Annotated in this window: 17 protein-coding genes and 2 tRNA genes; 12 read left to right on the top strand and 7 right to left on the bottom strand. The window is 47.1% G+C overall.

Going from position 1 to position 24,486, the window contains the following annotated elements:
* Position 1: 1 nt before the first annotated feature.
* Together LAY41_RS22500 and LAY41_RS22495 are read right to left on the bottom strand one after the other, a co-directional pair.
* Entirely contained in the window at positions 2-1,417 is a 1,416-nt protein-coding gene (locus LAY41_RS22500; RefSeq protein ID WP_249103102.1) for a tetratricopeptide repeat protein, read from the bottom strand.
* Positions 1,418-1,588: 171 nt separating this feature from the next.
* A complete protein-coding gene (locus LAY41_RS22495) occupies positions 1,589-2,506 on the bottom strand; it encodes a histone deacetylase family protein (protein WP_249103100.1) in 918 nt (305 codons plus the stop codon).
* A 393-nt stretch (positions 2,507-2,899) separates the two neighbouring features.
* Here LAY41_RS22495 and gyrA point away from each other — a divergent pair, with 393 nt between their 5' ends.
* The 3 genes from gyrA (at position 2,900) to LAY41_RS22480 (ending at position 9,337) form a co-directional block, all read left to right on the top strand.
* Positions 2,900-5,530 (top strand): DNA gyrase subunit A, encoded by a 2,631-nt coding sequence (gene gyrA / locus LAY41_RS22490; RefSeq protein WP_249103098.1) that lies wholly within the window; start codon positions 2,900-2,902, stop codon positions 5,528-5,530.
* 279 nt (positions 5,531-5,809) lie between these two features.
* Entirely contained in the window at positions 5,810-7,423 is a 1,614-nt protein-coding gene (gene lnt, locus LAY41_RS22485) for an apolipoprotein N-acyltransferase (RefSeq protein ID WP_249103095.1), read from the top strand.
* 126 nt (positions 7,424-7,549) lie between these two features.
* Entirely contained in the window at positions 7,550-9,337 is a 1,788-nt protein-coding gene (locus tag LAY41_RS22480) for a hypothetical protein (protein WP_249103091.1), read from the top strand.
* Positions 9,338-9,397: 60 nt separating this feature from the next.
* Here LAY41_RS22480 and tsaB read toward each other — a convergent pair whose 3' ends face one another.
* Together tsaB and LAY41_RS22470 are read right to left on the bottom strand one after the other, a co-directional pair.
* Positions 9,398-10,054: a tRNA (adenosine(37)-N6)-threonylcarbamoyltransferase complex dimerization subunit type 1 TsaB gene (gene tsaB / locus LAY41_RS22475; protein ID WP_249103089.1), complete on the bottom strand. Its 657-nt coding sequence runs from the start codon at positions 10,052-10,054 to the stop codon at positions 9,398-9,400.
* 368 nt (positions 10,055-10,422) lie between these two features.
* Positions 10,423-10,671, bottom strand: a complete 249-nt coding sequence (locus LAY41_RS22470) for a Ycf34 family protein (protein WP_249065273.1) — start codon at positions 10,669-10,671, stop codon at positions 10,423-10,425.
* Positions 10,672-10,772: 101 nt separating this feature from the next.
* On the opposite strand from LAY41_RS22470, the gene LAY41_RS22465 reads away from it, so the two are divergent.
* From LAY41_RS22465 to LAY41_RS22440, 6 genes are all read left to right on the top strand, one after another.
* Positions 10,773-12,335: a tRNA nucleotidyltransferase/poly(A) polymerase-related protein gene (locus LAY41_RS22465; protein WP_249103088.1), complete on the top strand. Its 1,563-nt coding sequence runs from the start codon at positions 10,773-10,775 to the stop codon at positions 12,333-12,335.
* Positions 12,336-12,679: 344 nt separating this feature from the next.
* Positions 12,680-12,807: transfer RNA gene (locus LAY41_RS22460), tRNA-OTHER, on the top strand.
* 14 nt (positions 12,808-12,821) lie between these two features.
* Positions 12,822-12,960: transfer RNA gene (locus tag LAY41_RS22455), tRNA-OTHER, on the top strand.
* 36 nt (positions 12,961-12,996) lie between these two features.
* A complete protein-coding gene (locus LAY41_RS22450; RefSeq protein WP_249103086.1) occupies positions 12,997-14,601 on the top strand; it encodes a TROVE domain-containing protein in 1,605 nt (534 codons plus the stop codon).
* A 435-nt stretch (positions 14,602-15,036) separates the two neighbouring features.
* A complete protein-coding gene (gene cbiT / locus LAY41_RS22445; protein ID WP_249103084.1) occupies positions 15,037-15,639 on the top strand; it encodes a precorrin-6Y C5,15-methyltransferase subunit CbiT in 603 nt (200 codons plus the stop codon).
* A 65-nt stretch (positions 15,640-15,704) separates the two neighbouring features.
* Entirely contained in the window at positions 15,705-16,577 is an 873-nt protein-coding gene (locus LAY41_RS22440; protein ID WP_249103082.1) for a phosphatidate cytidylyltransferase, read from the top strand.
* A gap of 116 nt (positions 16,578-16,693) precedes the next feature.
* Here LAY41_RS22440 and LAY41_RS22435 read toward each other — a convergent pair whose 3' ends face one another.
* On the bottom strand, positions 16,694-17,665 hold the full coding sequence (locus tag LAY41_RS22435; protein WP_249103080.1) for an LmeA family phospholipid-binding protein: 972 nt from the start codon (positions 17,663-17,665) through the stop codon (positions 16,694-16,696).
* A gap of 117 nt (positions 17,666-17,782) precedes the next feature.
* Here LAY41_RS22435 and LAY41_RS22430 point away from each other — a divergent pair, with 117 nt between their 5' ends.
* A complete protein-coding gene (locus tag LAY41_RS22430; protein ID WP_249103076.1) occupies positions 17,783-18,556 on the top strand; it encodes a pseudouridine synthase in 774 nt (257 codons plus the stop codon).
* A gap of 128 nt (positions 18,557-18,684) precedes the next feature.
* Positions 18,685-19,488, top strand: a complete 804-nt coding sequence (locus LAY41_RS22425) for a helix-turn-helix domain-containing protein (protein WP_249103073.1) — start codon at positions 18,685-18,687, stop codon at positions 19,486-19,488.
* On the opposite strand, the gene malQ is transcribed toward LAY41_RS22425, so the two are convergent.
* Entirely contained in the window at positions 19,485-20,993 is a 1,509-nt protein-coding gene (gene malQ, locus LAY41_RS22420; RefSeq protein WP_249103072.1) for a 4-alpha-glucanotransferase, read from the bottom strand. The two genes, LAY41_RS22425 and malQ, sit on opposite strands and share 4 nt — an antisense overlap.
* 311 nt (positions 20,994-21,304) lie before the next feature.
* Between malQ and LAY41_RS22415 the strand changes: the two genes are divergently transcribed.
* Positions 21,305-21,736 (top strand): NUDIX domain-containing protein, encoded by a 432-nt coding sequence (locus tag LAY41_RS22415; protein WP_249103070.1) that lies wholly within the window; start codon positions 21,305-21,307, stop codon positions 21,734-21,736.
* Between the two features lie 282 nt (positions 21,737-22,018).
* Here the strand turns inward: LAY41_RS22415 and LAY41_RS22410 are convergent, their stop codons facing one another.
* Complete coding sequence (locus tag LAY41_RS22410) at positions 22,019-24,439, bottom strand: diguanylate cyclase domain-containing protein (RefSeq protein ID WP_249103068.1); 2,421 nt, start codon at positions 24,437-24,439, stop codon at positions 22,019-22,021.
* Between the last annotated feature and the right edge of the window lie 47 nt (positions 24,440-24,486).

The raw sequence follows: 24,486 nt of genomic DNA, 5'->3' as shown, positions 1-24,486 counted from the left end.
TTTATTCACCCATCAACTCTCTAAAAGCTGGCCGATCGCGAATTGAATCGAAACTCTTGTCAGTTTTGGCACAATCTTTTAATTTACCGGCGTCAATTTTGACTGCTTGTTTCAAATCTTCAATTGCCAAATCTACCTTGCCTTGTTCGGCGTAACAACCAGCTTTATTATACCAAGCATAAAAGTATCTAGGATCGATCTTAATCGCTTTCTCGCAAGATGCGATCGCATCATCATATCGCTTCAAATATCCTAACGCCACACCTCTGTCGGTCCAAATACTAGCGTCATAAGGTTGTATTTCAATCGCCTTGTCATAGGCAGAAAGTGCTTCTTCGTAACGTTCTAAATTATTTAGCATTTTCCCTAATTTGCCCCAAGCTAGATGGAAGTCTGGTTTAATTTCTACCGCTTTTTGATAAGATGCGATCGCATCTTCATATCGCTGCAAAACTTCTAGCACAATACCTCGATCGTGCCAAGCTTCCCAATAGTCAGATTTGATTTCAATGGCTTTATCGTAAGCTGCGATCGCATCTTCATACCGCTGTAATTGCAGTAGGGCATAACCTCGCATATACCAAGCTTCATGGAAATCTGACTTGACTCGAATAGCTTGGTCAAAAGCTGCGATCGCTTCTTCATATTTTCGCCCTTTTATGTTTCCATTACCTCGTTCATACCAAACCTCATGCGGTTTTCGCGTTACTTGACGTACCGCGAAAGCGATCGCAATTGCTACTACTAGCAAAACCTTTGCCCATTCGTTGAATAAAACATATCCTAGTCCCACCATTCCCAATGGAATCCCAACCATTTGGCTAATGTAAAAAGCGGCATCTCCCAACAAACGATTCAGCGGTTCCACGAACCAAAGCAGGATGAAGAGGATAACAATTCCATATTGACCGAACTTTCGCGATCGCTCTTGAATTTCTGGAGGTAACCACGGGTCAATAATACCATAACCATCAAGACCTGGAATAGGCAGCAAATTGAGTATAACTACATATATTTCCAGGTAAGTTAGAAATGCTAAAGCTGGCCATATCCACCTATATTCACCTAATGGCAATGGCGAACCAAACCGAAAAGTTATTGTCAATAAAACCGCGACCAGAATACTCGCAAATGGCCCTGCTGCTGAAACCGCACTTTTCCACCAACGACTGCGTAGTCTTCGCTGGTCGATATAAACTGCCGCACCCGGTAAGGGAATTCCACCTAAAAGCAGAAAGATCAACGGCAGAACCAAACTCAAATTGAAATCGGTATATTTGAGTGGGTTTAAGGTGAGATACCCCTTGTCTTTTACAGAAGTATCTCCTCCCCAATAGGCAACGATCGCGTGACCGAATTCGTGGAGACAAACTGAGAAAAGCCAGCCGACGCAAACGAAGATAGCAACTTGAATCATTATTTTTTACCTTAATAAGAAGTTATGGCTTGTAGAAACTTGGTTTCTTTAGCTTGAGATCTTGCACGGCTGGGAGGTAGAACCTCCGGGAATTCGCGATCGGGTTCAACCTGGTCACGAGAACAAGGTTGCAGAAACCCGGTTTCTCGAAGAAACCGGGTTTCTTTGGTTTTAAACCAAACAGCGTTCGATCGTTGCTACCACAGACTCTGCCAGCGCAGTCAAATCGTAACCGCCTTCCAAACCAAACAAAATTTTCCGAGTTAATTGCAAACAATAATCCGTAAACAAGCCAAAATCTGGCGGTAGCAATTCAATACTCGCTAACGGATCGGCAGCATTTGCATCGTATCCAGCGCTGACAATCAAAACATCTGGTTTAAATCTCGATAAAAACGGCATCACTTGGGATTCAAATTCTATGCGATACTCAGCCACAGTGCTACCCCGTATCATCGGAATATTCAGTACGTTTTTGTACTCTCCCCTTTCGTCAGCATATCCCGTTCCCGGATAGCAAGGCGACTGATGCAATGAACAATATCCAATTTGGGGATGATTTTCTACAATATCTTGCGTGCCATTGCCGTGATGCACATCCCAATCTAGGATAGCAACCCGATCGATCCCAGGTTGTTCCAAAGCGTAGTAAGCGGCGATCGCAGCATTGGAAAATAAACAAAAACCCATGCCGCGATCGCGTTCCGCGTGATGTCCCGGCGGACGTGCCAGCACAAAAGCTGGGTTTGAGGTAGCTAGAACGCGATCGACCCCATCCAACCAAGCACTCACCGCCAGCAATGCGATATCGTAACTACTCTTAGAAATCGGCGTATCCCCATCCAGATATCCGCCGCCATTTTCCGCTATTCGCTGCACTCTCTCAATGTGTTCTTGCGAGTGAACCTTTTGCAGGATAGGCATCACAGACCTTTTCTCTACCGGCGTCGGCACCTGCCACTCCAGCTTGTCAGCATAGTGTGCCGCCTGCAAAGCTTTTACAATTGCAGTTAAGCGTTGTGGACGTTCTGGGTGATATAAGCCAGTATCGTGCAACAGGAACTCGTCAGAGTAAATTACGGGTAGCATAGTCCGAACCTGGTAGACAAAAACTTAGGCATTGGGGATTTTTTCCACCATAGCAGCAAGTAGAGACCGCTGATTCGGGAGTAGGAACGCGAGTATCCCAATGCAGGAAAAAATACCCACCAATCAAGTAAGTTGGGTTTCTTTCATCAACCAAACCTACTTGATTGAGACTTTTTATGAGAAATAGCAAATCTAATTGCTAGCTGATCACCGTCATCGTTAAAGGTGCTAGATTCCAGACCGACTGAGACTCCTGTTTTCCACAAGCCAAGAACGACAAAATGTGATACAATTTTAATGATATTTGACAATAGTTTAAAGTCAGGGTCGCTAATTTCTCAGTTATCTGCACTATAGCGACTTAAATCTCTCATTTTTGGAGTTTTTCACTGTATGACCATTTCCCAGGAGCGGATTATCCCCACGGATTTAGGGGACGAAATGTCCCGGTCTTACCTAGAATACGCGATGAGCGTAATTGTAGGTCGGGCACTCCCAGATGCCAGGGATGGTCTGAAACCTGTGCATCGTCGCATCCTTTATGCGATGCACGAATTGGGACTGATGCCCGATCGCCCTTTTAGGAAATGCGCCCGTGTAGTAGGGGAAGTGTTGGGTAAATATCACCCCCACGGTGACACGGCGGTGTACGACGCCTTGGTGCGGATGGCGCAGGATTTTTCCATGCGATCGCCCCTGATCAACGGCCACGGTAACTTCGGTTCCGTTGACAACGACCCACCAGCGGCAATGCGTTACACCGAATGCCGCCTGCAATCCCTCACCAGCGAAGCGATGCTGCGGGATATCGAGGCAGAAACTGTTAATTTTGGCGATAACTTCGACGGTTCCCAGCAAGAACCCCTAGTATTACCAGCAAGAGTTCCCCAGCTATTGCTCAACGGCTCATCCGGTATTGCCGTAGGCATGGCAACCAACATCCCGCCCCACAATCTGGGCGAACTGATTGACGGCTTGGTGGCGCTGATCCACGACCCAGAACTTACCGATATCCAATTGATGCGGTATATACCGGGCCCAGACTTTCCCACAGGCGGGCAAATATTGGGAACATCTGGAATCAAAGAAGCCTACACCACCGGACGCGGTTCCATCACCATGAGGGGTGTAGCCAGAATTGAAACGATCGAGCATCGAGGTCGTCCAGATCGGGAAGCGATTATTATTACCGAGTTGCCTTACCAAACCAATAAGGCGGCTTTGATTGAAAAAATCGCCGAAATGGTCAACGACAAGCGGTTAGAAGGAATTGCCGATATCCGGGATGAGAGCGATCGCGACGGAATGCGAATCGTCATCGAACTAAAGCGAGATGCTTATCCCCGCGTCGTTCTCAACAACCTCTACAAACAAACGCCCTTGCAGGCAAACTTTGGGGCAAATATGCTCGCCCTAGTCAATAGCGAGCCCCAATTGCTGAGTCTCAAGAAATTCCTCAGCGTCTTCCTCGATTTCCGCATTGAATGCGTCACCCGTCGCACTCAGTACGAACTGCGGAAAGCAGAAGAGAGAGACCACCTGCTGCAAGGGTTACTGATTGCTTTATCAAACCTCGATCGCATCATCGAACTGATCCGCCACGCGGCTGACGCCCCCACAGCCCGTCTGGAAATGATCGAAAGCTATGGACTTTCCGAGGCGCAAGCAGATGCAATTCTGCAAATGCAATTGCGGCGATTGACAGCTTTAGAAGCTGAGAAAATCCGGCAGGAACACGACGCATTACAAGTGCAAATTGTCGATTTAAAAGACATTTTGGCACGGCGCGAGCGGATTCTGGAAATCATTGAAACCGAAGCGACTCAGCTAAAAACCACCTTTGCCACCCCCAGGCGGACGGCGATCGAACACGCAGAAGGTGAAATCGAAGACACCGATTTGATCGCCAACGAAAAAGCGCTGATTTTGCTAACCGAACAGGGTTACATTAAGCGGATGCCGATCAACACCTTTGAAGCCCAAAGTCGGGGAACTCGCGGCAAATCGGCTAACCGCATGAAAGAAGATGACGGCGTAAAACACTTTTTAACTTGTTGCGACCACGACAGCGTGCTGTTTTTTAGCGATCGCGGCGTCGTCTACTGCCTGAGAGCCTATCAAATTCCTACGGCATCTCGCACCGCACGCGGCGTGCCGATCGTCCAAATGCTGCCAATTCCGCGAGATGAGAAAATCACCTCGATCGTACCAGTCGCAGAATTTACCAGCGATGAATACCTAGTAATGCTAACCAGCGGCGGTTATATCAAAAAAACAGAACTGGCAGCTTTTAGCAATATTAGAGCCAATGGATTAATCGCCATTTCCCTGGAAGAAGGAGATCAGCTGCGATGGGTGCGACGCGCTCGTGCAGAAGATAGCATTATCATTGGGTCGCGTCTGGGTATGGCAATTCACTTTAGATCCAACCACGATCAATTGCGTTCTTTGGGTAGAGCCACGCGAGGCGTCAGATCGATGTCTCTCAGGGAAGGCGATCAACTCATTAGCATGGACGTTTTGCCGGGATCGGTGATTGCCAACATAGAAGACAATCCAGATTCGGCTCCAGATTCCAGTGAGGAATTGCAGATTGAAGATTTGGAATTGCAAATTGAAGAAGACAAAGAAGACAAAGTTGAATCTGAAATCACCAATCTCAAACCGGAAATGAATGGCCCTTGGGCGCTGGTAATTACCACAGGAGGATACGGCAAGCGGGTGCCAGTGTCTCAGTTCCGCCTCCAAAATCGGGCGGGTATGGGTTTACTCGCTACCAAGTTCCGCAAAACCTCCGATCGACTGGCTGCACTGCACATTGTCAATCAAGATGATGAATTTATGATCGTCACCAGCCGAGGCATTATCATCCGTCAGACTGTGAATGCGATTTCACCGCAATCGCGCATGGCAACGGGAGTGCGCGTGCAGCGTTTGGATGAAGATGATGCGATCGCAGCCGTCGCCCTAGTCCCCCCCACCAACGGCGAAGAAGGAGGAGAAGTAGGAGAAGAAGAAGAATAACTAAGTTCATCGTTCATTAGACATCTCCTTTCATAGAATGTAGAGACGTTGCATGCAACGTCTCTACAAGGGTTCAAGGGTTAGCACCTTTAATTTCTGGAGATGTCGAATGAACAATGAACACCCACAAAACCTACTTTTTAGAACGAGCGCGAATGAACAATGGCAACAAATCAGAGCAAAATACCCAGGAACAGTCCATTATTAAAAAAAATAACTAAAATCAAAGAACACTGGTTTTTGGCAAAGAATATAATGCTAAAAGTAATTGTTAAATGAATGAATATTAAAATCAATTTACGCTTAAGTTTCTCCCTGCTAGGCGGCATCTTAATGGGAATCACAACCGCACCATTAAACCTTTGGCCCCTCGCATGGATTGCCTTAATTCCCTTATGGATTGCAGTAGTTACAAATCAAAAATCAAAAAAAATCTTTCCTCCTTTCTCCTTAATACTTCATCCTTTATTATGGGGAATTGGTTATCATGGCGTAGCAGGGTTTTGGATTACCGGAATTCACCCAATGGACTGGCTAGGAGTTCCCTGGTGGCCGAGTTTATTAATTACCATCTTCTGCTGGACATTCATCACCCTTTGGGGATCTGCATTAGTCACCCTTTGGGGAATAGGCACGAAAGCAATTTTTGATTTAATCCAAAATCCAAAATCCAAAATCCAAAATAGTTTAGTTCGCGTTCTCATTGGCACAGCTTTGTGGTGCGGTTTAGAAGGTTTGTGGAGTTCCGGTTCCCTGTGGTGGACTTCCCTCTCCTACACTCAAAGTCCTCACAATCTAGCCATTTTACACCTCGGTCAAATTTCCGGCCCCAGCACCGTCACAGCTGCAATTGTAGCTGTAAATGGCATAATTGCTGAATTGGTCATTAGTCATTGGTCATTAGTCATTGGGAAAGAACAAAGAATTTTTCATAACCGACTTTTGAGCAAGTTGCTTATCCCAGCTAGCATCTTAGCAGGTTTACACCTTATAGGTTTTGCACTGTATAATCGTCCTCTAAATCAGCCACCAGAAACAGCATTAAAAGTCGGCATAATTCAGGGCAATATTCCCAACAAAATCAAATTCAATTCAGCCGGGTGGTATCGCGCCATTGAAGGCTACACCACAGGTTATCGCACCTTAGCTGACCAAGGAGTTGATGCAGTTTTAATACCAGAAACCGCTTTGCCTTTCGTGTGGACAGATCCAAATCAGATTCCGCGTTCCTTCTACTCAGCAGTTCTGGAAAAAGGCGTAGTTGCTTGGGTAGGAGGTTTTGGACAGCAAGGTCGCCATCTTACAAATAGCTTGTTTACCGTCACCGGCACCGGCAAGATTTTCAGCCGCTACGATAAAGTAAAGTTAGTACCTTTAGGCGAGTACATTCCCTTTGAGCAATATTTGGGAAGCCTGATTGACAAGCTTTCCCCTTTGGACGCCCATTTAGTTCGGGGTAAACCAACTCAAGTGTTTGAAACGCCCTTTGGTCGCGCTATGGTCGGGATATGCTACGATTCTGCCTTTTCTAAGCTTTTCCAGCGTCAAGCGGCAAAGGGCGGCGAATTTATCCTCAGCGCTTCTAATGACGCCCATTACAAGCCATCTATGGCTGCCCAGCATCACGCCCAGGATATCATGAGAGCGATCGAAACCGGACGTTGGGCCGTAAGAGCTACAAATACAGGCTATTCTGCCATTATCGATCCTCACGGCAGAACCCAATGGTTATCCAGAATTAACACTTATGAGCTACAAGCGGCAACAATTTATCGTCAGCAGAGTCAGACTTTATATGTCCGTTGGGGAGATTGGTTAACACCCCTTTTATTACTACTAGCCGCTCTTACTCCGGCAGTAGAATATCATCTTCAAAAGATGAATAATAATTGATAATTGCTCCCCCTCTTCCCTCTTCCCCTCTTCCCTCTTCCCTCTTCCCTCTTCCCTAGCCCATTTCTTTTGACTTTTGACTTTTGACTTTTGACTTTTGACTTCCCTAACCCCTAGCCCCTCTTTATGACCCTTCCTATCACCACCTTTTTCGACGAAAACTACTATCGCCTTTATAACCCCGATGTTTATGGGGCGATTCTCAAAGGACAAATTAGCAGCGGCTACGATCATTTTATTCAGTCTGGTGCTAGAGAGGGTCGAAATCCCAGTCAGATATTCAATACCAACTATTACCTAAGCCAATACCCAGATATAGCATCCGCTGTAGCCAATGGTAGCCTTAAGAGTGCCTATAACCATTTCATTGAGTACGGCGCAAGGGAAGGACGCAACCCCATTCTTCAATTTAACAGCAATGATTACCTCAGCCGATATCCAGATATAGCAACAGCTGTAAACAATGGCACTTTTCGTAGTGGCTACGACCATTTTATTCAGTACGGCACCAAAGAAGGACGCGACCCCAGCCCCCTATTCAATACCAGCCTTTACCTCAACCAAAATCCAGATGTAGCGGGCGCTGTAAACACAGGAGCAATTTCTGCCTTTGAACACTATATAGTGTACGGTCAGGATGAAGATAGACCAGGTGTATTAACTAATAGTTTCAATATCCAGTTTGACTACAGTTTTGATACCAACAGATTCTTTACTGACCAGACACGAAAAGCTGTTTTAGAAGCGGCAGCAGGAGTCTGGGAATCCTACATCCAAAACGAGTTTAAAGATGTCCCGGCTGGTATCCAGTTTAGTATAGCAAACCCTCAAACAGGAGGATTTCAGGAAGTTACTTTAACTTCTGATATTGACGATTTGCGAATTTACCTTGGGGCAGCCCCTACTCCATTTGGGGATGCTACTGACGCTCTAGCAGCATCATTAGTCGAGGGTGCTGATACAGAGGGAAGTATCTACAATAACAGGTTAAATGGCTCTAAATTTCAACCTTTTGTAGGTACTCTCTCATTTAATTCAACAACAAACTGGTTCTTCGATCCCACACCCAATACATCTAACGATATTCCCAGCGGAAGTACTGATTTTTTCAGCGTTGCTTTGCATGAAATAGGACATATTTTGGGAATTGGCCCTTCAACCATTTTTCAAACATTAGGTGCTGGAGCTTCATTTAATGGCCCTAATGCCAGGGCTGTGAATGGAGGCCAGCCCATTCCTCTAGAAGAGGACTTAGGTCATGTAAGAAATGGCGTTTTAAGCGATGGTCAGCCAGTGCTTATGGACCCAACTTACCCCAATACTCGGATTTCACCAACACGGATCGATCTGGCACTTTTAGCAGATATTGGCTACCGAATTCCTAACTTGCAACCTCAAGGTTCAACGCCACCTATATCCACTTCCGGTGATGATACAATTTTTGGCACGGTTGTATCTGATGTCATCAACGGTAATGCTGGCAACGACTACCTACTGGGAAATGCGGGAAACGATTTACTTAGGGGTGGTGCTAATAATGACATCCTTTCTGGGGAAGATGGTAATGATATTCTGTTTGGCGACAAAGGTAACGATCAACTAACAGGAGGTTCTGGCGACGATCTGCTAATAGGTGGCCCTGGCGATGACGACCTTTTTGGTGGTGATGGTCGGGATAGATTTATCTTTGATGCTGGTAAAGATCGCTTTGGCGATTTTAGGGTAGCTGATGACATCGTACAAGTTGCCGCTGGACTTGGTTTTACTAGCGGTGCTGGTGTTTTCGGCGCAATCAGTAGCAGCGGCACAAGCGATGGAGGCGGCTTTTTCTCTATAGTAACGGTTAGCGCAGAAAACACCATTACTATCTTTCATAATGCTGCCCTGACCGCCGCGAATTTCACTGTAGTTTGATAGGAATTTTAGATTGAAGGTTTCTTCAAGACAAAGAAACCGGGTTTCTGTTGCTTCACTTCATCCAACATTTTTGTCCTCTATTGGGTGCTGACCGTAAAAAGGTAGCGCTTCCGACCAATGGGGACGCAATCCATTTTGCCAGTCCAAATAGGCGAGTTGTAACACGCTGGAAACAGATGCACCCAATTTATCTGATGCTTGCACCAACTGATAGGAATTAGGCCAATTTTCCAGAGTTTGTTGCCATTTTTCCGGTTTCATCACCGTGTCTGGCAATAGCTGAGTTAAACCAGAACCAGTTGAGGATACCTGATAGATAGCGACGAATATTTCACCGCGATGGGCAGGTAATTGAATTGCGATCGCTTGTCCAGAATTTTTTGCCAATTCCTCTTGACAAACCGCTGCTAATGTGGATACAGCAAACAAGGGAATATCCATCTGTTGGGCTAGGGTACGGGCAGTAACGACACCAATGCGAGTGCCCGTGAAGCCGCCTGGGCCTTTCGCTACGGCAATAAAGGCCAAGTCAGCCCAAGTCTGAGGCTTGATAAACTCGGCTAAGTACTGGTGTAAGTGGGTTGATAAATCGTGCCCCAAGTCCCAGGTTTGGCAGCGGGAGTCATCTGTAAAATCACTCAGGGCTATACCTAATTCTGGGGTGGTAGTGTGTAGAGCAAGGCCGTATTTCCCAGGATCTAACAAGTTTGGCATCAGTTTACCCATCAAATAATAGTTTTTATCTCCTAATTATTACTTAATTCTTTTAGGTTATGAGTGATATCGTCAAATTGTCTGTTGTCATCGTTGGTTAAATTTTTACCACAGATGAAGACAGATGAACACAGATGAACACAGATAAGAATAAGAACACGCATTTTTTAGATGAACGATGTTTAAGGACACGATCTAACCAGGTAATTTAAAATTATAGTCAAGTTTGCTAGTTTTAAAGCACTATTTTTGTGTGTAAAGTAGTGGTTGCGATCGCAGGTGTATCTACAGTTAAGTTTTTTACAATTTCCGCTTAATCCTGTTGGGGCACGTTCTGAATGTGCCCCTCAATTTTGTCGGCACTTTTCTCAAGTTGGCACCAACTCACCTGGACGCAATCTCACCCACTTGCCCGTCTCTTGCTTAAAGCTATTACAGCCGACAACATCCCACTCCATCTCAATATAATCTTCACGGGTACGAATGTTGACGTTAATGCTCGGTTCGTTAGCTTCAAAATCGGGCGTTTCCGTCAGGTGAGGCACCTGATGCTGAGTTTCTACTGCATTGTAGGTGGTGCAGCGGTCTACATAATGGCAGTTAATGCAAATACACATAGCTTTTTCTCCAGAGGCTTTTCTGTTAATCTAGCTTAGGCAAGAGAGCAATTTGTTGGTCGCTTGGTTGATTTTTGTTGCAACTTGTGTAAAAGAATTGAATGAACCACGAAGACACAAAGGACGCGAAGGAAGAAAATAAGAAAGATTCTATCCTATCTCCGGAAAGTTGGCCGTTTGACTTGGAATGGTTGCCTGTGCCTGCTTATATGGTAGGCGGTGCGGTGCGAGATGCTCTACTCTTAAGACGGCGGGAGTATCTGGATTTGGATTTTGTGGTGCCAATTGGTGCAGTAGAGACAGCTAGTACGATCGCATATCACTACAAAGCTGGGTTTGTTGTACTCGATCCTCAACGAAAGATTGCCAGAGTGGTATTCAAAGATGCAACCGCTGATTTTGCCGAACAGGAAGGCGATAGTCTCCAAACAGATTTGCATCGGCGCGATTTTACTGTGAATGCGATCGCTTACAATCCCCGCACAGCCGAATTCATAGATCCCCTACAAGGCACTTCTGACCTACAGCAGGGCATCATGCGTATGGTATCGCCTGCAAATCTCGAAGACGACCCCTTGCGGCTATTACGAGCTTACCGTCAAGCTGGTCAATTGGGTTTTGTTATTGAGGAGGAAACTCGATCGGCAATTCGCCAATTAGCACCTTTACTCGCTCAAATTGCCGCCGAACGAGTGCGAGTAGAATTAGGCTATCTCCTCAGCAGTCCTCAAGGAACTCCCTGGCTAAACGCCGCTTGGTCAGATGGGATACTGCGGTGGATTTTGCACGATGATGTAACAGCAGCAAATTTGGCGTTAGTGGCGGAAATCGATCGCGTTAGTGGAAAGCTGGCCCAAATTTGGCCTCAGTTTGGGGTGGAACTGTCTTCTGGAGTTTTGGGGTTAGCAGCAGACTCAAAACGTACTTGGATTGCGATCGCAAAACTTGCCAGTTTCCTAATTCCAGAAACTTGGCTTTCAGGAATTGATGAGTTAAAAGTCAGCGAAGACTTTAACGCCACAGAAGAAAACCCCACCCCCAACCCCTCCCCGCCACGGAGAGGGGCGCAAAACGGCCAAGAGTTTAACGCCACAGAAGAAAACCCCACCCCCAACCCCTCCCCGCCACGGAGAGGGGCGCATTTCTCCCCCCTCTCCGACATCGGAGAGGGGGGTAGGGGGGTGAGGTTTATCCCGGTAATCAGCTTGAACTACACTCGTGCTGGAATTCGGATCGAAAACTCCTCCGTTGAGGATTTTCTCAAGGAGATGAAGTACAGCGTTCCTGAAATTCGCGCTGTTAATACAATTCTCAAATTTTTACCTCAATTGCGATCGGCCCCGATGTCTGTACGAGAACAGTACTTCATGTTTCGGGAAGTGGGAGTAGTCTTCCCCGCATTAGTATTGGTAGCTGTTGCTGGTGGAACTAAAGTGGATGGAATTGCAGCGTTGTGCGATCGCTATCTCACCCCCTCAGATCAAGTTGCCCACCCCACACCGCTAGTCACTGGAAACGATTTGATCCAAGCACTCAACCTTAAACCTAGTCCCAAAATCGGTCAACTCCTCACCGCAGTTCAGATAGCGCGGATCGAGGGGAAAATCTCCACTCCAGCAGAAGCCATAAATTTTGCTTCCCAACTACTTGACACCCAACAATAAACGTACTACAGTAATAATACAAGTGATATTCCAAAGGAGTTAACCCTTGTTGTAGCGGATAGCTCAAATGGCAGAGCGTCCACCGGAGCATAAAAATTTTCCTTAGTTCGCCTTCTTGCCTGCAAAGGCCGATGAATTGAGGGTTATCTTAGAAGGAAACTGCTCCACCGTCCGGGTATACGGGTTCAAATCCCGTTCCGCTACACCAATTCCAAAACTGATTGAATGAACTTTTGCATAAAGATTCTAAAAGAACCAGTATCGCCAAAAAGAGAAAGCAAAATAATTTTTTTCTTTTGACTTTTGACTTTTGACTTTTGACTTTTGACTTTTGACTTTTCTTGTGGCAGGTAGTTTAGCGGCCTAGAACACCAAAAACATCCTTAATTCACAACCTTGCCTGAAAATGCCGACGATTTGAGGGTTATCGCCTATCACGCGGAAGACGCAGGTTCAAATCCTGCCCTGCCACCTAAAATTCATCATGGCGGATAGCTCAATTTGGTAGAGCAATGGGCTGGTTAATCACCAGTAGTCCTCGATTCACCACCTTGCCTGAAAAGGCCGAAGTAATTGAGGGTTATCGTCAATCCATCTGTTGCAGGTTCAAGTCCTGTTCCGCCCGTTTTTTATTTGCCTGAAAAGGCCGAGAGATAAAAGAATGAATTATAAATTTTTCACTCAAAAAAACACAGAAACACCACAAACTCAACCTATCCCCGGACGCGAAGCAGAAATGATTCAGGGCCGTTCAGGTGGGTTTATGTTCGATGCTGGCATTTGGAAAATGCTGCGTCGCTGTCTGTTAATCGGTACTGCGAAAAGCACATATTATGCCGGAAAGCAAGAGTTGACAAATGATTTTGTAGAAGTTTTAAAGGAAGCGATCGCACAAAACCCCACCAAAGTAGCAGAAGAAATTCTCTACGCCAGCGATGGACGTTCAATCAACAACAGCGCTCCCATTTTTGCCCTAGTCTTGTTATCAACAGGAGAAGCACCAGAAGCAAAAAAAGCATTTCAAGAAATCTTCCCACAAGTTATCCGCACAGGCAGTCATTTTTACGAGTGGCTGAATTATACCAAATCTCTGCGCGGATTTGGCAAAGTTATTCGCGAAGTCGGTAAAAATTGGCTATCCCGCGAAGATGTCAAAGGATTGGCTTATCAACTTTTGAAATATCAGCAGCGTCAAGGTTTTTCCCATCGAGATTCTTTGCGCTTGTTCCACGTTAAGCCGCCAACCGAAGACCATCGACAACTGTTTGAATGGGTAGTTAAAGGTTGGGAAGAATTACCAACAGAAATACCTTCAAGTGCGCTGGCTCAAATTTGGTGGTACGAATGGTTAAAGCGAAATCCAGCGCTAACACCAGAAGCTATTCTCAAAGGTCGTTTGACTCACGAAATGGCTGCACCTGTGGGCAAAATGGATAAGCAAGCTTGGCAACTGCTGTTTAACGAAATGCCGATCGGAGCAATGCTGCGTAACCTGGGTTCGCTAACCGAATTGGGTGTCCTGAAAGCCGATGAAAAAGCCAATTTGGAAAGAGTTGAAGCAGTTCTGAATAACAAAGAACATCTGCGTAAAGGTCGCATCCATCCCATTGATGTTTTGAAAGCACTCAAAACTTATCAATCTGGTGGAAAATTGGGACGTAGCCAAAAAACTTGGCAACCAGTTTCCCGAATTGCGGACATCTTAGAAAAAGCAGTTGAACTATCTTTTGATGTGGTAGAACCCACGGGCAAAGTGTTCATGCACGCGGTAGACATTTCTGGTTCTATGTCTGCCGCTGTTGTGGATTCGGTGGGACTTAGCTGTTGTGAAATAGCGACAACAATGGCATTAGTAACAGCTAAGGCTGAGAAAAATTACATGATTCGCGGTTTTTCTACTGAGTTCCGCGATTTGGGTATTACTGCCAAAGATAGTTTTAGTTCTGCTATTGCTAAAGCTAGCAACCAAAACTTTGGCGGAACTGATGCTTCTGTTGCTTACCGCTGGATGATTAAAAATAACTTCAAAGCAGATGTTGTCTGTTTTTGGACTGATTCGGAAAGTTGGGCTGGTTCTAAACATCCCAGTCAAGCATTAGCTGAATATCGCCAAAAGATAAATCCAGATATCAAAGCGGTATATGTTACGCTTGCGCCTTACCAAATCACTTTGGTAGATCCGAAAGATCCCCTTTCTTGGGATATGAGTGGGTTCGATCCGGGTACACCTCGCGTCATCCAAATGCTAGCAACGGATGAGCTATAATTGGCTTGCGGTGAGAAAACCACCAACCCTGGTTTTCTCACCGCAGCTAAATCTTTTTAATCTTGTGGCGGGTGGCGAAATAAACAATCCCTTTATTCGTTCCTTGCCCTTACAGGCCGCAGAATTGAGGGTTATCGGTAGACCGCAAAGGAGTCAAAATCCTTCGGGCGAAAGCCCCTGCAGGTTCAATTCCTGCCCTGCCACATTAAACTGTTAGAAAATCTGCAAAATAAGCTGTCGCGCATCTAAATTGTACTTCGGGACGGGCAGGATGCCCATCCCACAAGAATATTATCAAAGTTGACTGTAATGCGATCGGACGTAATGTACAGCAAAGTTGAGATTGTCCAAGCGAAAGAGGGGGATTTGACCAGACATTGCTAAAGTGGGGTTGTGTCGGGCATTATGCCCAGTACGCTCCTCTCAAGGATTTCTATGTCTTCCCAACTTTGGCCCTACATTACTCCCGGCATCCCCGACGAGCTGTTCGATCGATTGCCCGGTATTCCCCTCAGCAAGCGCGAAGTCCGACTGCTGTTGATTTCCCATTTGCGATTGTTGCCAGACACAGTTTTGTGGGATATTGGAGCAGGCACGGGCACCATCCCTGTGGAAGCTGGCTTGCTCTGCCCCAAAGGCAAGATAATCGCGGTGGAACGGGATGAGGAAGTGGCAAGTCTGATCCGCCGCAATTGCGATCGCTTTGATGTCCGCAATGTGGAAATCATCGAAGGTAGCGCCCCGGAGTGTCTCAAAGATTTATCCCAAACACCCGATCGCGTTTGCATCGAAGGGGGACGCCCCATCAAAGAAATTCTTAAAGAAGTCTGGCACTACTTGCAACCCTCTGGTAGAATAGTCGCCACCGCTAGCAATCTAGAGAGTCTTTACGCCATCTCCGAAAGCTTTTCCCAGTTGCAAGTTCGGAATATTGAAGTCGTACAGTCCGCCGTCAACCGTCTGGAAACGCGAGGCACTCATCAAACCTTTGCAGCTGTCAGCCCCGTTTTTATCCTCAGTGGCGAAAAGCTAAACTGAATCAAATATATAGTTAGATCTTAGATTTTCTATTCAATCTAAAATCTAAAATCCAAAATTGCCTCATGCCTTGGCCTCGTATACTTAGCGGAATTGTTGCAATTATCCTTGCTTTGGGGATGACTCTCTTGGGAGGGTGGTACTTCACCCTCTGTTTTGGCATTATTATCTATCTTGGTCAGTTGGAATATTTTCAGCTGGCGCGAGCCAAGGGAATTGAACCGGCTGGGAAAACAACTCTAGTTGTTAGCCAGATCTTGTTAGTGGTAGCTACAGTTTCCTCGGATCTAGCTGACGCAGTATTTCCAGTAGCGGGGACGTTTATTTGTTTCTATCTCCTGTTTCAGCCGAAATTTGCCTCCATAGCCGATATTTCCACCTCAATTTTGGGGCTGTTTTATGGCGGCTATTTGCCTAGCTATTGGGTAAGATTGCGATCTCTAGAAAGTACCCAAACCAGCAACTTACCTTTAGGAGGTTACTGGCCTGAAACTTGGACAAATCTGCAAGCGCTGCCCCAAGGTCTTACACTCACGTTGCTGGCTTTCGTCTGCATCTGGGCAGCTGATATTGGAGCTTACATTATTGGCAAATTTTTCGGTAAAACTCGCCTTTCCGACATCAGCCCCAAAAAAACAGTAGAAGGAGCAGCTTTTGGAGTCAGTGCCAGCGTAGCCGTAGGTGTAGCCGGAGCTTGGTATCTAAATTGGCCTGGTTGGCCTCTCACCGGCGTTGCCTTGGGTCTGCTAATTGGCATCGCCAGTCTCCTGGGAGACCTCACCGAATCGATGATGAAGCGAGATGCTGGTGTCAAAGACTCCGGGCAACTTATCCCCGGTCACGGTGGCATTTTAGACCGCGCTGACAGCTATGTTTTTACCGCACCCCTCGTTTACTACTTTGTGACTTTACTCTTACCGCTGCTACACAGAGGGTAAGGCAGAGGGGCTAGGGGCTAGAGGCAGAGGGGCAGAGGAGCAGAGGAGCAGAGGGGCTAGGGGCTAGGGAAGATTTGCCCCTCTTCCCTAGCCCCTAGCCCCTAGCCCCTAGGCCCTTAATCAGTTCTGACCAAAATGCCACCGCGACAAAAGAGTTGGCCTGGACTTAACGTTAGTTGCTGAAGATCGACTTCTGGGCCTAAGTCCAGCTGGAAAGTATCTAAAGAAGGAAAATTTAGATCGAGATCGACCTCAATCTGGGGATCGATAAATCGCAATTCATGGCAGCTAGCTAGCTCTACACCAGTGCAAATCGCTATTCTAGAGTAGGCATTTTGGTCAGAACTGAGTAAGGGGCTAGAGAAAGACGGACTAGGGGCTAGGGGAAGATTCTGCCCCTCTGCCCCTCTGCCCCTCTGCTCAAGAGCCCCTCTGCCCCTCTGCTCAAGAGCCCCTCTGCCCCTCTGCCCCTCTGCCCCTCTGCTCAAGAGCCCCTCTGCCCCTCTGCCCCTCTGCGGCCATAATGATTCAGACACAACCGGAAACGATATGATAGTGCCGCTCAGTTTGATTTTTCCAGAATCGATCGCAATCTCCTCCCAGGTAATGTGCCGATTTTGAAGAAGTTCGGTAGGATTCTGGCAGCCACCCGCTTTCAGCAGGGTCATCAAAAACTCAGTCAAGGCATTAGGTAGCAAAGTTCCTTTGAGAGAAGCATTGAGGTCTACTTCTTCCACCAACAGCTCCCCTGTAACCGGAACAGGTTCTAGCAAACGCAGCGACTTACCTTTTAAAACCTGGCCGAGATTAATTCGGATAGTTTCTGCGACCAACTGAATTTGTCGGACATACAACCCTTGATAGACGGCGCGGCGAGCCGAGAGGGATACCTTGGGAATATGGCCGGTGAGGAGAAGACGATCTCCCGCCTGGATGTTTATCTGGAGGTCTTCCACTTGCTCTACTTGCGATCGCAGCCACAATCGCACAGCAGGAGTCAGTACCTTGCTGATAATGCGACTTTGTTTAAGCGGTTCCTGGCTTAACCTTTCTGGATAACCATCGTCGTTCGAGGGAGCATGGGACATAAAGATAAATCAAGATTAATGCTTTATTCAGGTAATATTTGTACATAGTTTACCTGTAGTTTTACCAAGATTAAGCTTGAACCTAAAAGACTAGCAAGTGGGTTCGCGCAGTCCGTCATGCAAGAAAGGCTGCAAAAGATACTATCCCAATGGGGCATTGCCTCGCGCCGTCAAGCAGAACAATTGATTCTCGCTGGGCGCGTGAGCGTCAATGGCATCCCCGCTCATCTGGGGCAAAAAGCCGATCCAGAGGGCGATCGCATTGAAGTCGATGGCAGACCTCTCAAGCCTGCCAATCGTCCCAAGCTGATTTATCTGCTGCTCCACAAACCCGCTGGAGTTGTTTCCACCTGTAGCGACCCGCAAGGACGCCCCACCGTTCTCGATCTGCTGCCCGCCGAAACTCGGCTCAAATCTGGAATACACCCCGTTGGTCGCTTGGATGCTGAAACCACCGGGGCATTATTGCTGACGAACGACGGCGACCTAACGTTTCGCCTGGTTCATCCCAGCCACAAAGTTTCTAAGACTTATCATGTATGGGTGCAAGGTCAGCCCCCCGAAAAGGTGCTGCAAATCTGGCGTCAGGGAATTGTTCTAGCAGGCAAAAAAACTTTACCCGCTCAGGTCAAAATAATTAAAACGCGGCCCAACGGTGACAAAACCCTGTTGGAAATAGTTCTCAAAGAGGGCAGAAACCGACAAATTCGACGAGTGGCGGAAACTCTGGGATACCCAGTAATTCACATTCATCGCACTGCCATTGGCCCCATTCAACTGGAAACACCCAAGGAGTCACTATTGCCAGGTCACTACCGTTTGCTCAAAGATGATGAAGTCGATTTTTTACAAGGCGCAGGGTCGGATTTAACAGACAAGCCAGCCGGATAACAGATAATTTGGCTAAACCCCTCCGGGAGGATTTAACAGATAAGGCTGTTGGATAACAGATAATTTGGTTAAACCCATCCCTAACACTCATCAGTAGATGTGCCAGCAGATGTCAAGGAACGCAACGTATGAAGAGGAATAAGAAGGAGAATCTACTTCCTTATCTTGAGAAACAACGAGCCGAAAAACTAGCCGAGATGGGGAGTTACCTGCGCCATTTGCGCCAGGAACAGAGCCTGTCCCTAGAGGAAGTTGCAGCTAAGACCAAAGTTCAGGCGCGTCTGCTGAATGCGATCGAGGAAGGAAATCTAGAGCCACTGCCCGAACCCGTATACATCCAGGGTTTTATCAAGCGATACGCAGATACGCTAGGCTTGGACGGAGGCGAATTCGCCAGCGTCTTCCCCACAGGACAAAGCTTTCAATTCCTCAAAGCTTCCTGGCGGGTTTTGCCCGCAGTACCTCAATTGAAACCGATTCACCTTTACTTGGTTTACATATTTTTGATTATCTGCGCGGTGAACGGTTTATCTGGGCTAGTGAAAAACTCCGCTATGCAAGCCAGCAACCAGGAAACGGAGAAAAAAGCGATCGCACCACCGCCCAAGTCGGATAATAAACCCAAGCCAGACAGCTTAGCGCTCCTGAGCTCGACTTCCAGCAGCAATATCCCTAAATCCGACAAGCCGTTGCGAGTGGGCGTCACCCTCAAAGAAGAGTCTTGGATTCGCGTTGTCGCGGATGGGAAAACCCAGTTTGAAGGAACTCTGCCTTCAGGCACTCAACGCACCTGGGAGGCAAAGGAAGAACTGATTATCCGAGCTGGCAATGCTGGCGGAGTGCTAGTTACTTTTAATGAGAAGCAAGCCGAGCCACTGGGAGTTTCAGGTCAGGCGGAAACAAAGCGTTTCAAAGCTGGCCCTCAATCTTAAACAGGCATGGGAGCTCGGCCATAAATTTCGGTCAAAGTCTTGAGGAATTCACGATCTTCCCACCTCAAAGCATCCCATCGATAGCGCCACTCCCAATTGCCCTCCCCAATCCCAGGTGTATTCATCCGAGCTTGGGTGCCTAATCCCAAGATATCTTGAAGAGGAGTAATCACTTGATTCGCCACAGAGCTTAAAACCAACCGGATCAAATCCCAATGAATTCCGTCAGCACTGGTACAACCCAAGTAACGCAGGACGCTATTTTTTTCCTCATCCGACAATTTATCGAACCACCCCACCGTTGTATCGTTATCGTGGGTGCCTGTGTAAGCTAGACAGTTGCGATCGTAATTAAACGGCAAATAAGGGTTACCAGGGTCAGAACCAAAAGCAAACTGCAAAATCTTCATCCCTGGGAACTTAAACCTGTCTCGCAGCGCCTCTACCTCCGGCGTAATTACGCCTAAATCCTCAGCCACAATAGGTAGATTGCCCAACTTCTCCTTAACTACCTCAAACAAAGCAGTCCCCGGCGCGTCCACCCACTCACCGTACATAGCCGTTTCTTCGCCCTGCTTAACTGCCCAGAAAGACTCGAATCCCCGGAAGTGATCGACACGAATGATATCTACATAATCCAGCATCGACTGGAAGCGCTGCACCCACCAATGAAAATTATCTTTCTGCAATTCCTCCCAGTTATAGACTGGGTTTCCCCACAATTGACCTGTTTCACTGAAGTAATCTGGCGGTACGCCCGCCATCAGCGCCGGTTCGCCCGTTTCTTCATCCAGGCAAAAGATTTGAGGATTAGCCCAAACATCAGCACTATTGTGAGCCACATAAATAGGAATATCGCCAATAATTTGGATACCCCGCATATTGGCGTAGCGCTTCAGTTCGGACCACTGGCGAAAGAACTGGAACTGAACGAATTTATGAAAAATAATCTCAGCGTTCAGCCGCCGCCCCAACTGATCCATAGTGCCCGGTTCGCGCTTGGCTAGTTCCGGTGACCACGTATGCCAGCTGGCACCTTCATGAGTATCCAGAAACGTCATAAATAAAGCATAGTCATCCAGCCAGTAAGCCTTACTCTGGCAAAAACCCGCAAATTCTTTTTGCAGGAACTCTGAAGCTTTGGTTTTAAAGTTCTCGCAGGCTTTCTGGAGCAGAGGTATTTTGGTTTTGATTGCTAGCTCGTAATCTACCTTATCAGCTGGAAATTCGGGCAGATTGGCAAAATCCTCCTCATTTAACAAACCATCATCTCGCAGTTTCTCCGGGCTAATCAGCAGCGGGTTGCCAGCCATCGCTGAAAAACACATATAAGGGGAATTGCCATACCCCGTTGGCCCCAAAGGCAATATCTGCCAAAATTGCTGTTTGCTTTCTGTTAAAAAATCTACAAAGCGATAGGCTTCTAAGCCCAACTCTCCTACGCCAAAGCGACTCGGAAAAGAGGTGGGGTGCAGCAAAATGCCACTGGATCTGGGAAACGGCATATATAACCTAAATCAAAATAAGAAGCAGACGTTACGACATTATCACGGTAGGGGGCTTTACAGCGGTTTTCAGAAGCCTAAAGCCTCTCATTCGCGGCTTGCGCGTACTTATACCGGCTTTGCGGTCTAAAATTCAAAAACTTATTTGAGCCTGTGTAGGCAGGCTTTGTAAGTGTAGCCTCCGGGCTTAAGCCTGTGGGCGTACCTGATGAGCTTGAGGCCCTTGGATTTGGTAGTAACTGGGCGCTATGCTGAGAGCGTAGGGTGGGTAAAATACCTGCCCCGATCGTAAATTTCAGATTTTTTGGCTTGTGACTTACCGAAATCCTACTCCTACTGTCGATATCATCATTGAATTGATCGATCGATCGCATCGACCAATAGTGCTAATTGAACGTAAAAATCTACCCCTGGGTTGGGCTATTCCTGGTGGTTTTGTGGACTACGGCGAAACTGTCGAAACGGCAGCGCGACGAGAAGCTCAGGAGGAGACGGGTTTAAATGTCGAGTTGATTGAGCAATTCCACGTTTATTCTGACCCGAATCGCGACCCGCGTCAGCATACGATGAGCGTTGTGTTTATTGCTACGGCGACGGGGAAACCAAAGGCTGGGGATGATGCTAAGGTAATAAATGTTTTTGAATCTTGGCGAGTTCCGACTAATCTCTGTTTTGACCACGATCGCATTTTGCAGGATTATTGGCGTTATCGGCATTATAGAATTCGCCCTCGTTTGTCTTAAATTTTTAACGAACCACGTTGGCGAACGCGAGTGCGTGCCGTAGGCATAGCCTGCGACGCGAGCGCATAGACGCGAAAGAGCAAATATGCGCTACTGAAGTCAGAGAAGCGACTGACTCAAAAGCAAAAATTGAAATAAGATTTTAAGCTGGAGTAATATCGTTTGGATTTATTTCTGCTACAAATGAACACTCTCTGGTGTAGGGGCAATTCATGAATTGCCCCTACATCTGTAGCAAACATTTAGGTAATCTATATAACACTACACCTACTCATATCCGCTCTAGCACCGAGGTGAGGCGCAGTGAACGATTACCTGATTGCGCCCCCGCTTCTTCGCCTGATACATTGCTTCATCAGCCAGTGCAATCAGCATTGCTAGAGAAGAAGTCGAGGCAGGCACGGTACTCGCAACCCCTAAGCTGAGGGTAACGTATTGCCCGACGCTGGAAGTGGCATGAACAATGTTCAGCGCTTCAACTTCAGAGCGAATCTTCTCTGCGACCTTTACTGCCCCTTCCCCTCCTGTATTGGTGAGAATCACAGCAAATTCCTCGCCGCCATAACGAGCGACTAAATCCGTTGGGCGTTGAGCTGCACGACTAATCGCTTTCGCCACCTGTTGGATGCAATGGTCACCTGCTTGGTGCCCGTAGGTATCGTTGTAAAGCTTGAAATAATCAATGTCGCACAGAATGAGCGACAATGGCTGGCTATCCCGTCCCATTTGCAACCAGGCTCGATCGAGATACTCATCAAACATACGACGATTCGCTATACCAGTTAAACTATCCAACTTGGCTAAATGTTGCAATTCTTGATTCGCTCCTTGGAGCCGATCGTATAGTTCGGCTTGCTGAATTGCGATCGCCAATTGGGTCGATAATGAAGCGAGCAAGTTAATCTCAAATGGTTGCCAAGCTCTTGGTTCACAACAGTGATGGGCAACGAGCAGACCCCAAAGGTTATCTCCTTGCATAAGTGACACTACAAGTTTTGCTTTCACCTGCAACTCATGCAAAAAGTCAACGAGACAAGGGGTGATGGCCTCAGTTTCCACATTTGCGATCGCACGAATGCGTCCTTGTTTGTAAAGATCGTGGTACTCAGTCGGAAAAACTTCGGCGGGGAAAGTACGCCCCAAAATGGGTGACCAACGGGCTGCAACCGCTTCTGTCACAGCACTTCCTGTCCCATCTGTCCAGAAGCGGTAAATTAACACGCGATCGCACTTCAGAAATTGGCGTACTTCTGTCACAGTTGTACTGAGAATATCCGACAATTTTAGCGATCGGCGAATGCGTTGAGCGATTTGAGCAACAAGTCGCTCCCGTTCGGCTTGCTGTCCAAAAGCTTCCTCTGCTCGCTTACGCTCCGTAATGTCTCGTTGAATCGCTATCCAATGGGTATACCACCCCATTTCATCGGCAACGGGTGCAATATTCAGCTCAACCCAAAACTCAGACCCATCCTTGCAGTAGTTAACGAGCTCCACTCGAACTGGCTGCCACGCCTTCAGTGCCGCCCGAATCTTGGCACGGGTTGCCCGGTCAGTTTTAGGCCCTTGGAGAATGCGCGGGGTCTTGCCCAATACCTCCTGGGGACTGTAGCCAGTCATCTTGCTGAAAGCTTGGTTTACATATAAAATTCGGGGGCCGGAATCGTTAATCGGCTCAGCTTCAGTAATCACAACGGCATCATTTGCATTCACGACGACTGATTCGAGCAAACGTAACTGGTGTTCTGCTTGCTTGCGCCCAGTTATGTCGCTTAACGAACCAACAATGCGCTCAATCTTGCCATCAGTTCCTCGCTTACCCAGTCCTCGAACCAGCACCCAACGGTAGATGCCATCTTGGTGCTGGATCTGATGCTCGCTGATAAAGTATTCGCTGACATCTTGCAGGACTTGTTGTGCAAGGTAGTCAGTCATTTGAGTTTTGATTTGTTCTTGCGCTTGAGGATGTACCCGATTCCACCACTCTTCAATGCTAGAGCCAATCTCAGACTCCTCATACCCCAGCAGGGCTTTCCAGCGGAAAGAAAAGTAAACTCGATCGGTTCTGAGATCCCAATCCCAAAGACCATCGTTGGTTGCTTGCATAGCAAGGGAGTATCGCTCTTCACTCAGCCGCAATGCTTCGAGCAGTTGGGCTTGAGCGACAGCAATGCTAAGGTTGTCAGCTAGTTGTTTGAGGAGTTCGATCTCAAACGTTGACCAGTGTCGCGGTTCCCGACACTGATGAGCCACCAATAGCCCCCAAAGTTTTGACTCGAACAGAATCGGCACGACCAGCTTTGCCTGGACTTTAAAATCTTGGAGAAATTCGATTAGGCAGCTCGATATCGAAGCACTTTTGATATCTTCAATCGCTTTAATCTTTCCGTGGCAGTACTGCTGATGAATTTCGACTGGAAAAACCTCAGACGGAAACGTTTGTCCCAAAACCGCTGGATAGTCAAGATCGACAGACTCTGCCACCGCACTGCCAGTCCCATCTTCCCACAATCGATAGACCAATAACCGATCGCACGCTAACAGTTGACGCACCTCGGTAACCGTGGTCTGGAGAATGTCTTCCAGATTCAACGATTGGCGAATTTTAAGGGTGACATCTCCCAGCAATTTTAGGGATTGATTTTGGCGTTTGAGATTCTGCTCAACCTGTTGATATTTCGAGTTATTAAAAAGCCATTTAAACATGAGCGATCGTTTTTTGGTATATCAATCCTACTTCATACTACTCACGC

The organism is Argonema galeatum A003/A1 (assembly GCF_023333595.1).
Lineage (GTDB): Bacteria > Cyanobacteriota > Cyanobacteriia > Cyanobacteriales > Aerosakkonemataceae > Argonema > Argonema galeatum.
Note: the sequence above shows the minus strand (reverse complement) of the source record. Positions and strands in the feature narration are given on the sequence as shown.

Excerpts from the sequence above, each read along its gene's own strand:
- LAY41_RS22500 (WP_249103102.1), bottom strand. The coding sequence starts at position 1,417 with ATGATTCAAGTTGCTATCTTCGTTTGCGTCGGCTGGCTTTTCTCAGTT.
- LAY41_RS22495 (WP_249103100.1), bottom strand. The coding sequence starts at position 2,506 with ATGCTACCCGTAATTTACTCTGACGAGTTCCTGTTGCACGATACTGGC.
- gyrA (WP_249103098.1), top strand. The coding sequence starts at position 2,900 with ATGACCATTTCCCAGGAGCGGATTATCCCCACGGATTTAGGGGACGAA.
- lnt (WP_249103095.1), top strand. The coding sequence starts at position 5,810 with ATGAATATTAAAATCAATTTACGCTTAAGTTTCTCCCTGCTAGGCGGC.
- LAY41_RS22480 (WP_249103091.1), top strand. The coding sequence starts at position 7,550 with ATGACCCTTCCTATCACCACCTTTTTCGACGAAAACTACTATCGCCTT.
- tsaB (WP_249103089.1), bottom strand. The coding sequence starts at position 10,054 with ATGCCAAACTTGTTAGATCCTGGGAAATACGGCCTTGCTCTACACACT.
- LAY41_RS22470 (WP_249065273.1), bottom strand. The coding sequence starts at position 10,671 with ATGTGTATTTGCATTAACTGCCATTATGTAGACCGCTGCACCACCTAC.
- LAY41_RS22465 (WP_249103088.1), top strand. The coding sequence starts at position 10,773 with ATGAACCACGAAGACACAAAGGACGCGAAGGAAGAAAATAAGAAAGAT.
- LAY41_RS22450 (WP_249103086.1), top strand. The coding sequence starts at position 12,997 with ATGAATTATAAATTTTTCACTCAAAAAAACACAGAAACACCACAAACT.
- cbiT (WP_249103084.1), top strand. The coding sequence starts at position 15,037 with ATGTCTTCCCAACTTTGGCCCTACATTACTCCCGGCATCCCCGACGAG.
- LAY41_RS22440 (WP_249103082.1), top strand. The coding sequence starts at position 15,705 with ATGCCTTGGCCTCGTATACTTAGCGGAATTGTTGCAATTATCCTTGCT.
- LAY41_RS22435 (WP_249103080.1), bottom strand. The coding sequence starts at position 17,665 with ATGTCCCATGCTCCCTCGAACGACGATGGTTATCCAGAAAGGTTAAGC.
- LAY41_RS22430 (WP_249103076.1), top strand. The coding sequence starts at position 17,783 with ATGCAAGAAAGGCTGCAAAAGATACTATCCCAATGGGGCATTGCCTCG.
- LAY41_RS22425 (WP_249103073.1), top strand. The coding sequence starts at position 18,685 with ATGAAGAGGAATAAGAAGGAGAATCTACTTCCTTATCTTGAGAAACAA.
- malQ (WP_249103072.1), bottom strand. The coding sequence starts at position 20,993 with ATGCCGTTTCCCAGATCCAGTGGCATTTTGCTGCACCCCACCTCTTTT.
- LAY41_RS22410 (WP_249103068.1), bottom strand. The coding sequence starts at position 24,439 with ATGTTTAAATGGCTTTTTAATAACTCGAAATATCAACAGGTTGAGCAG.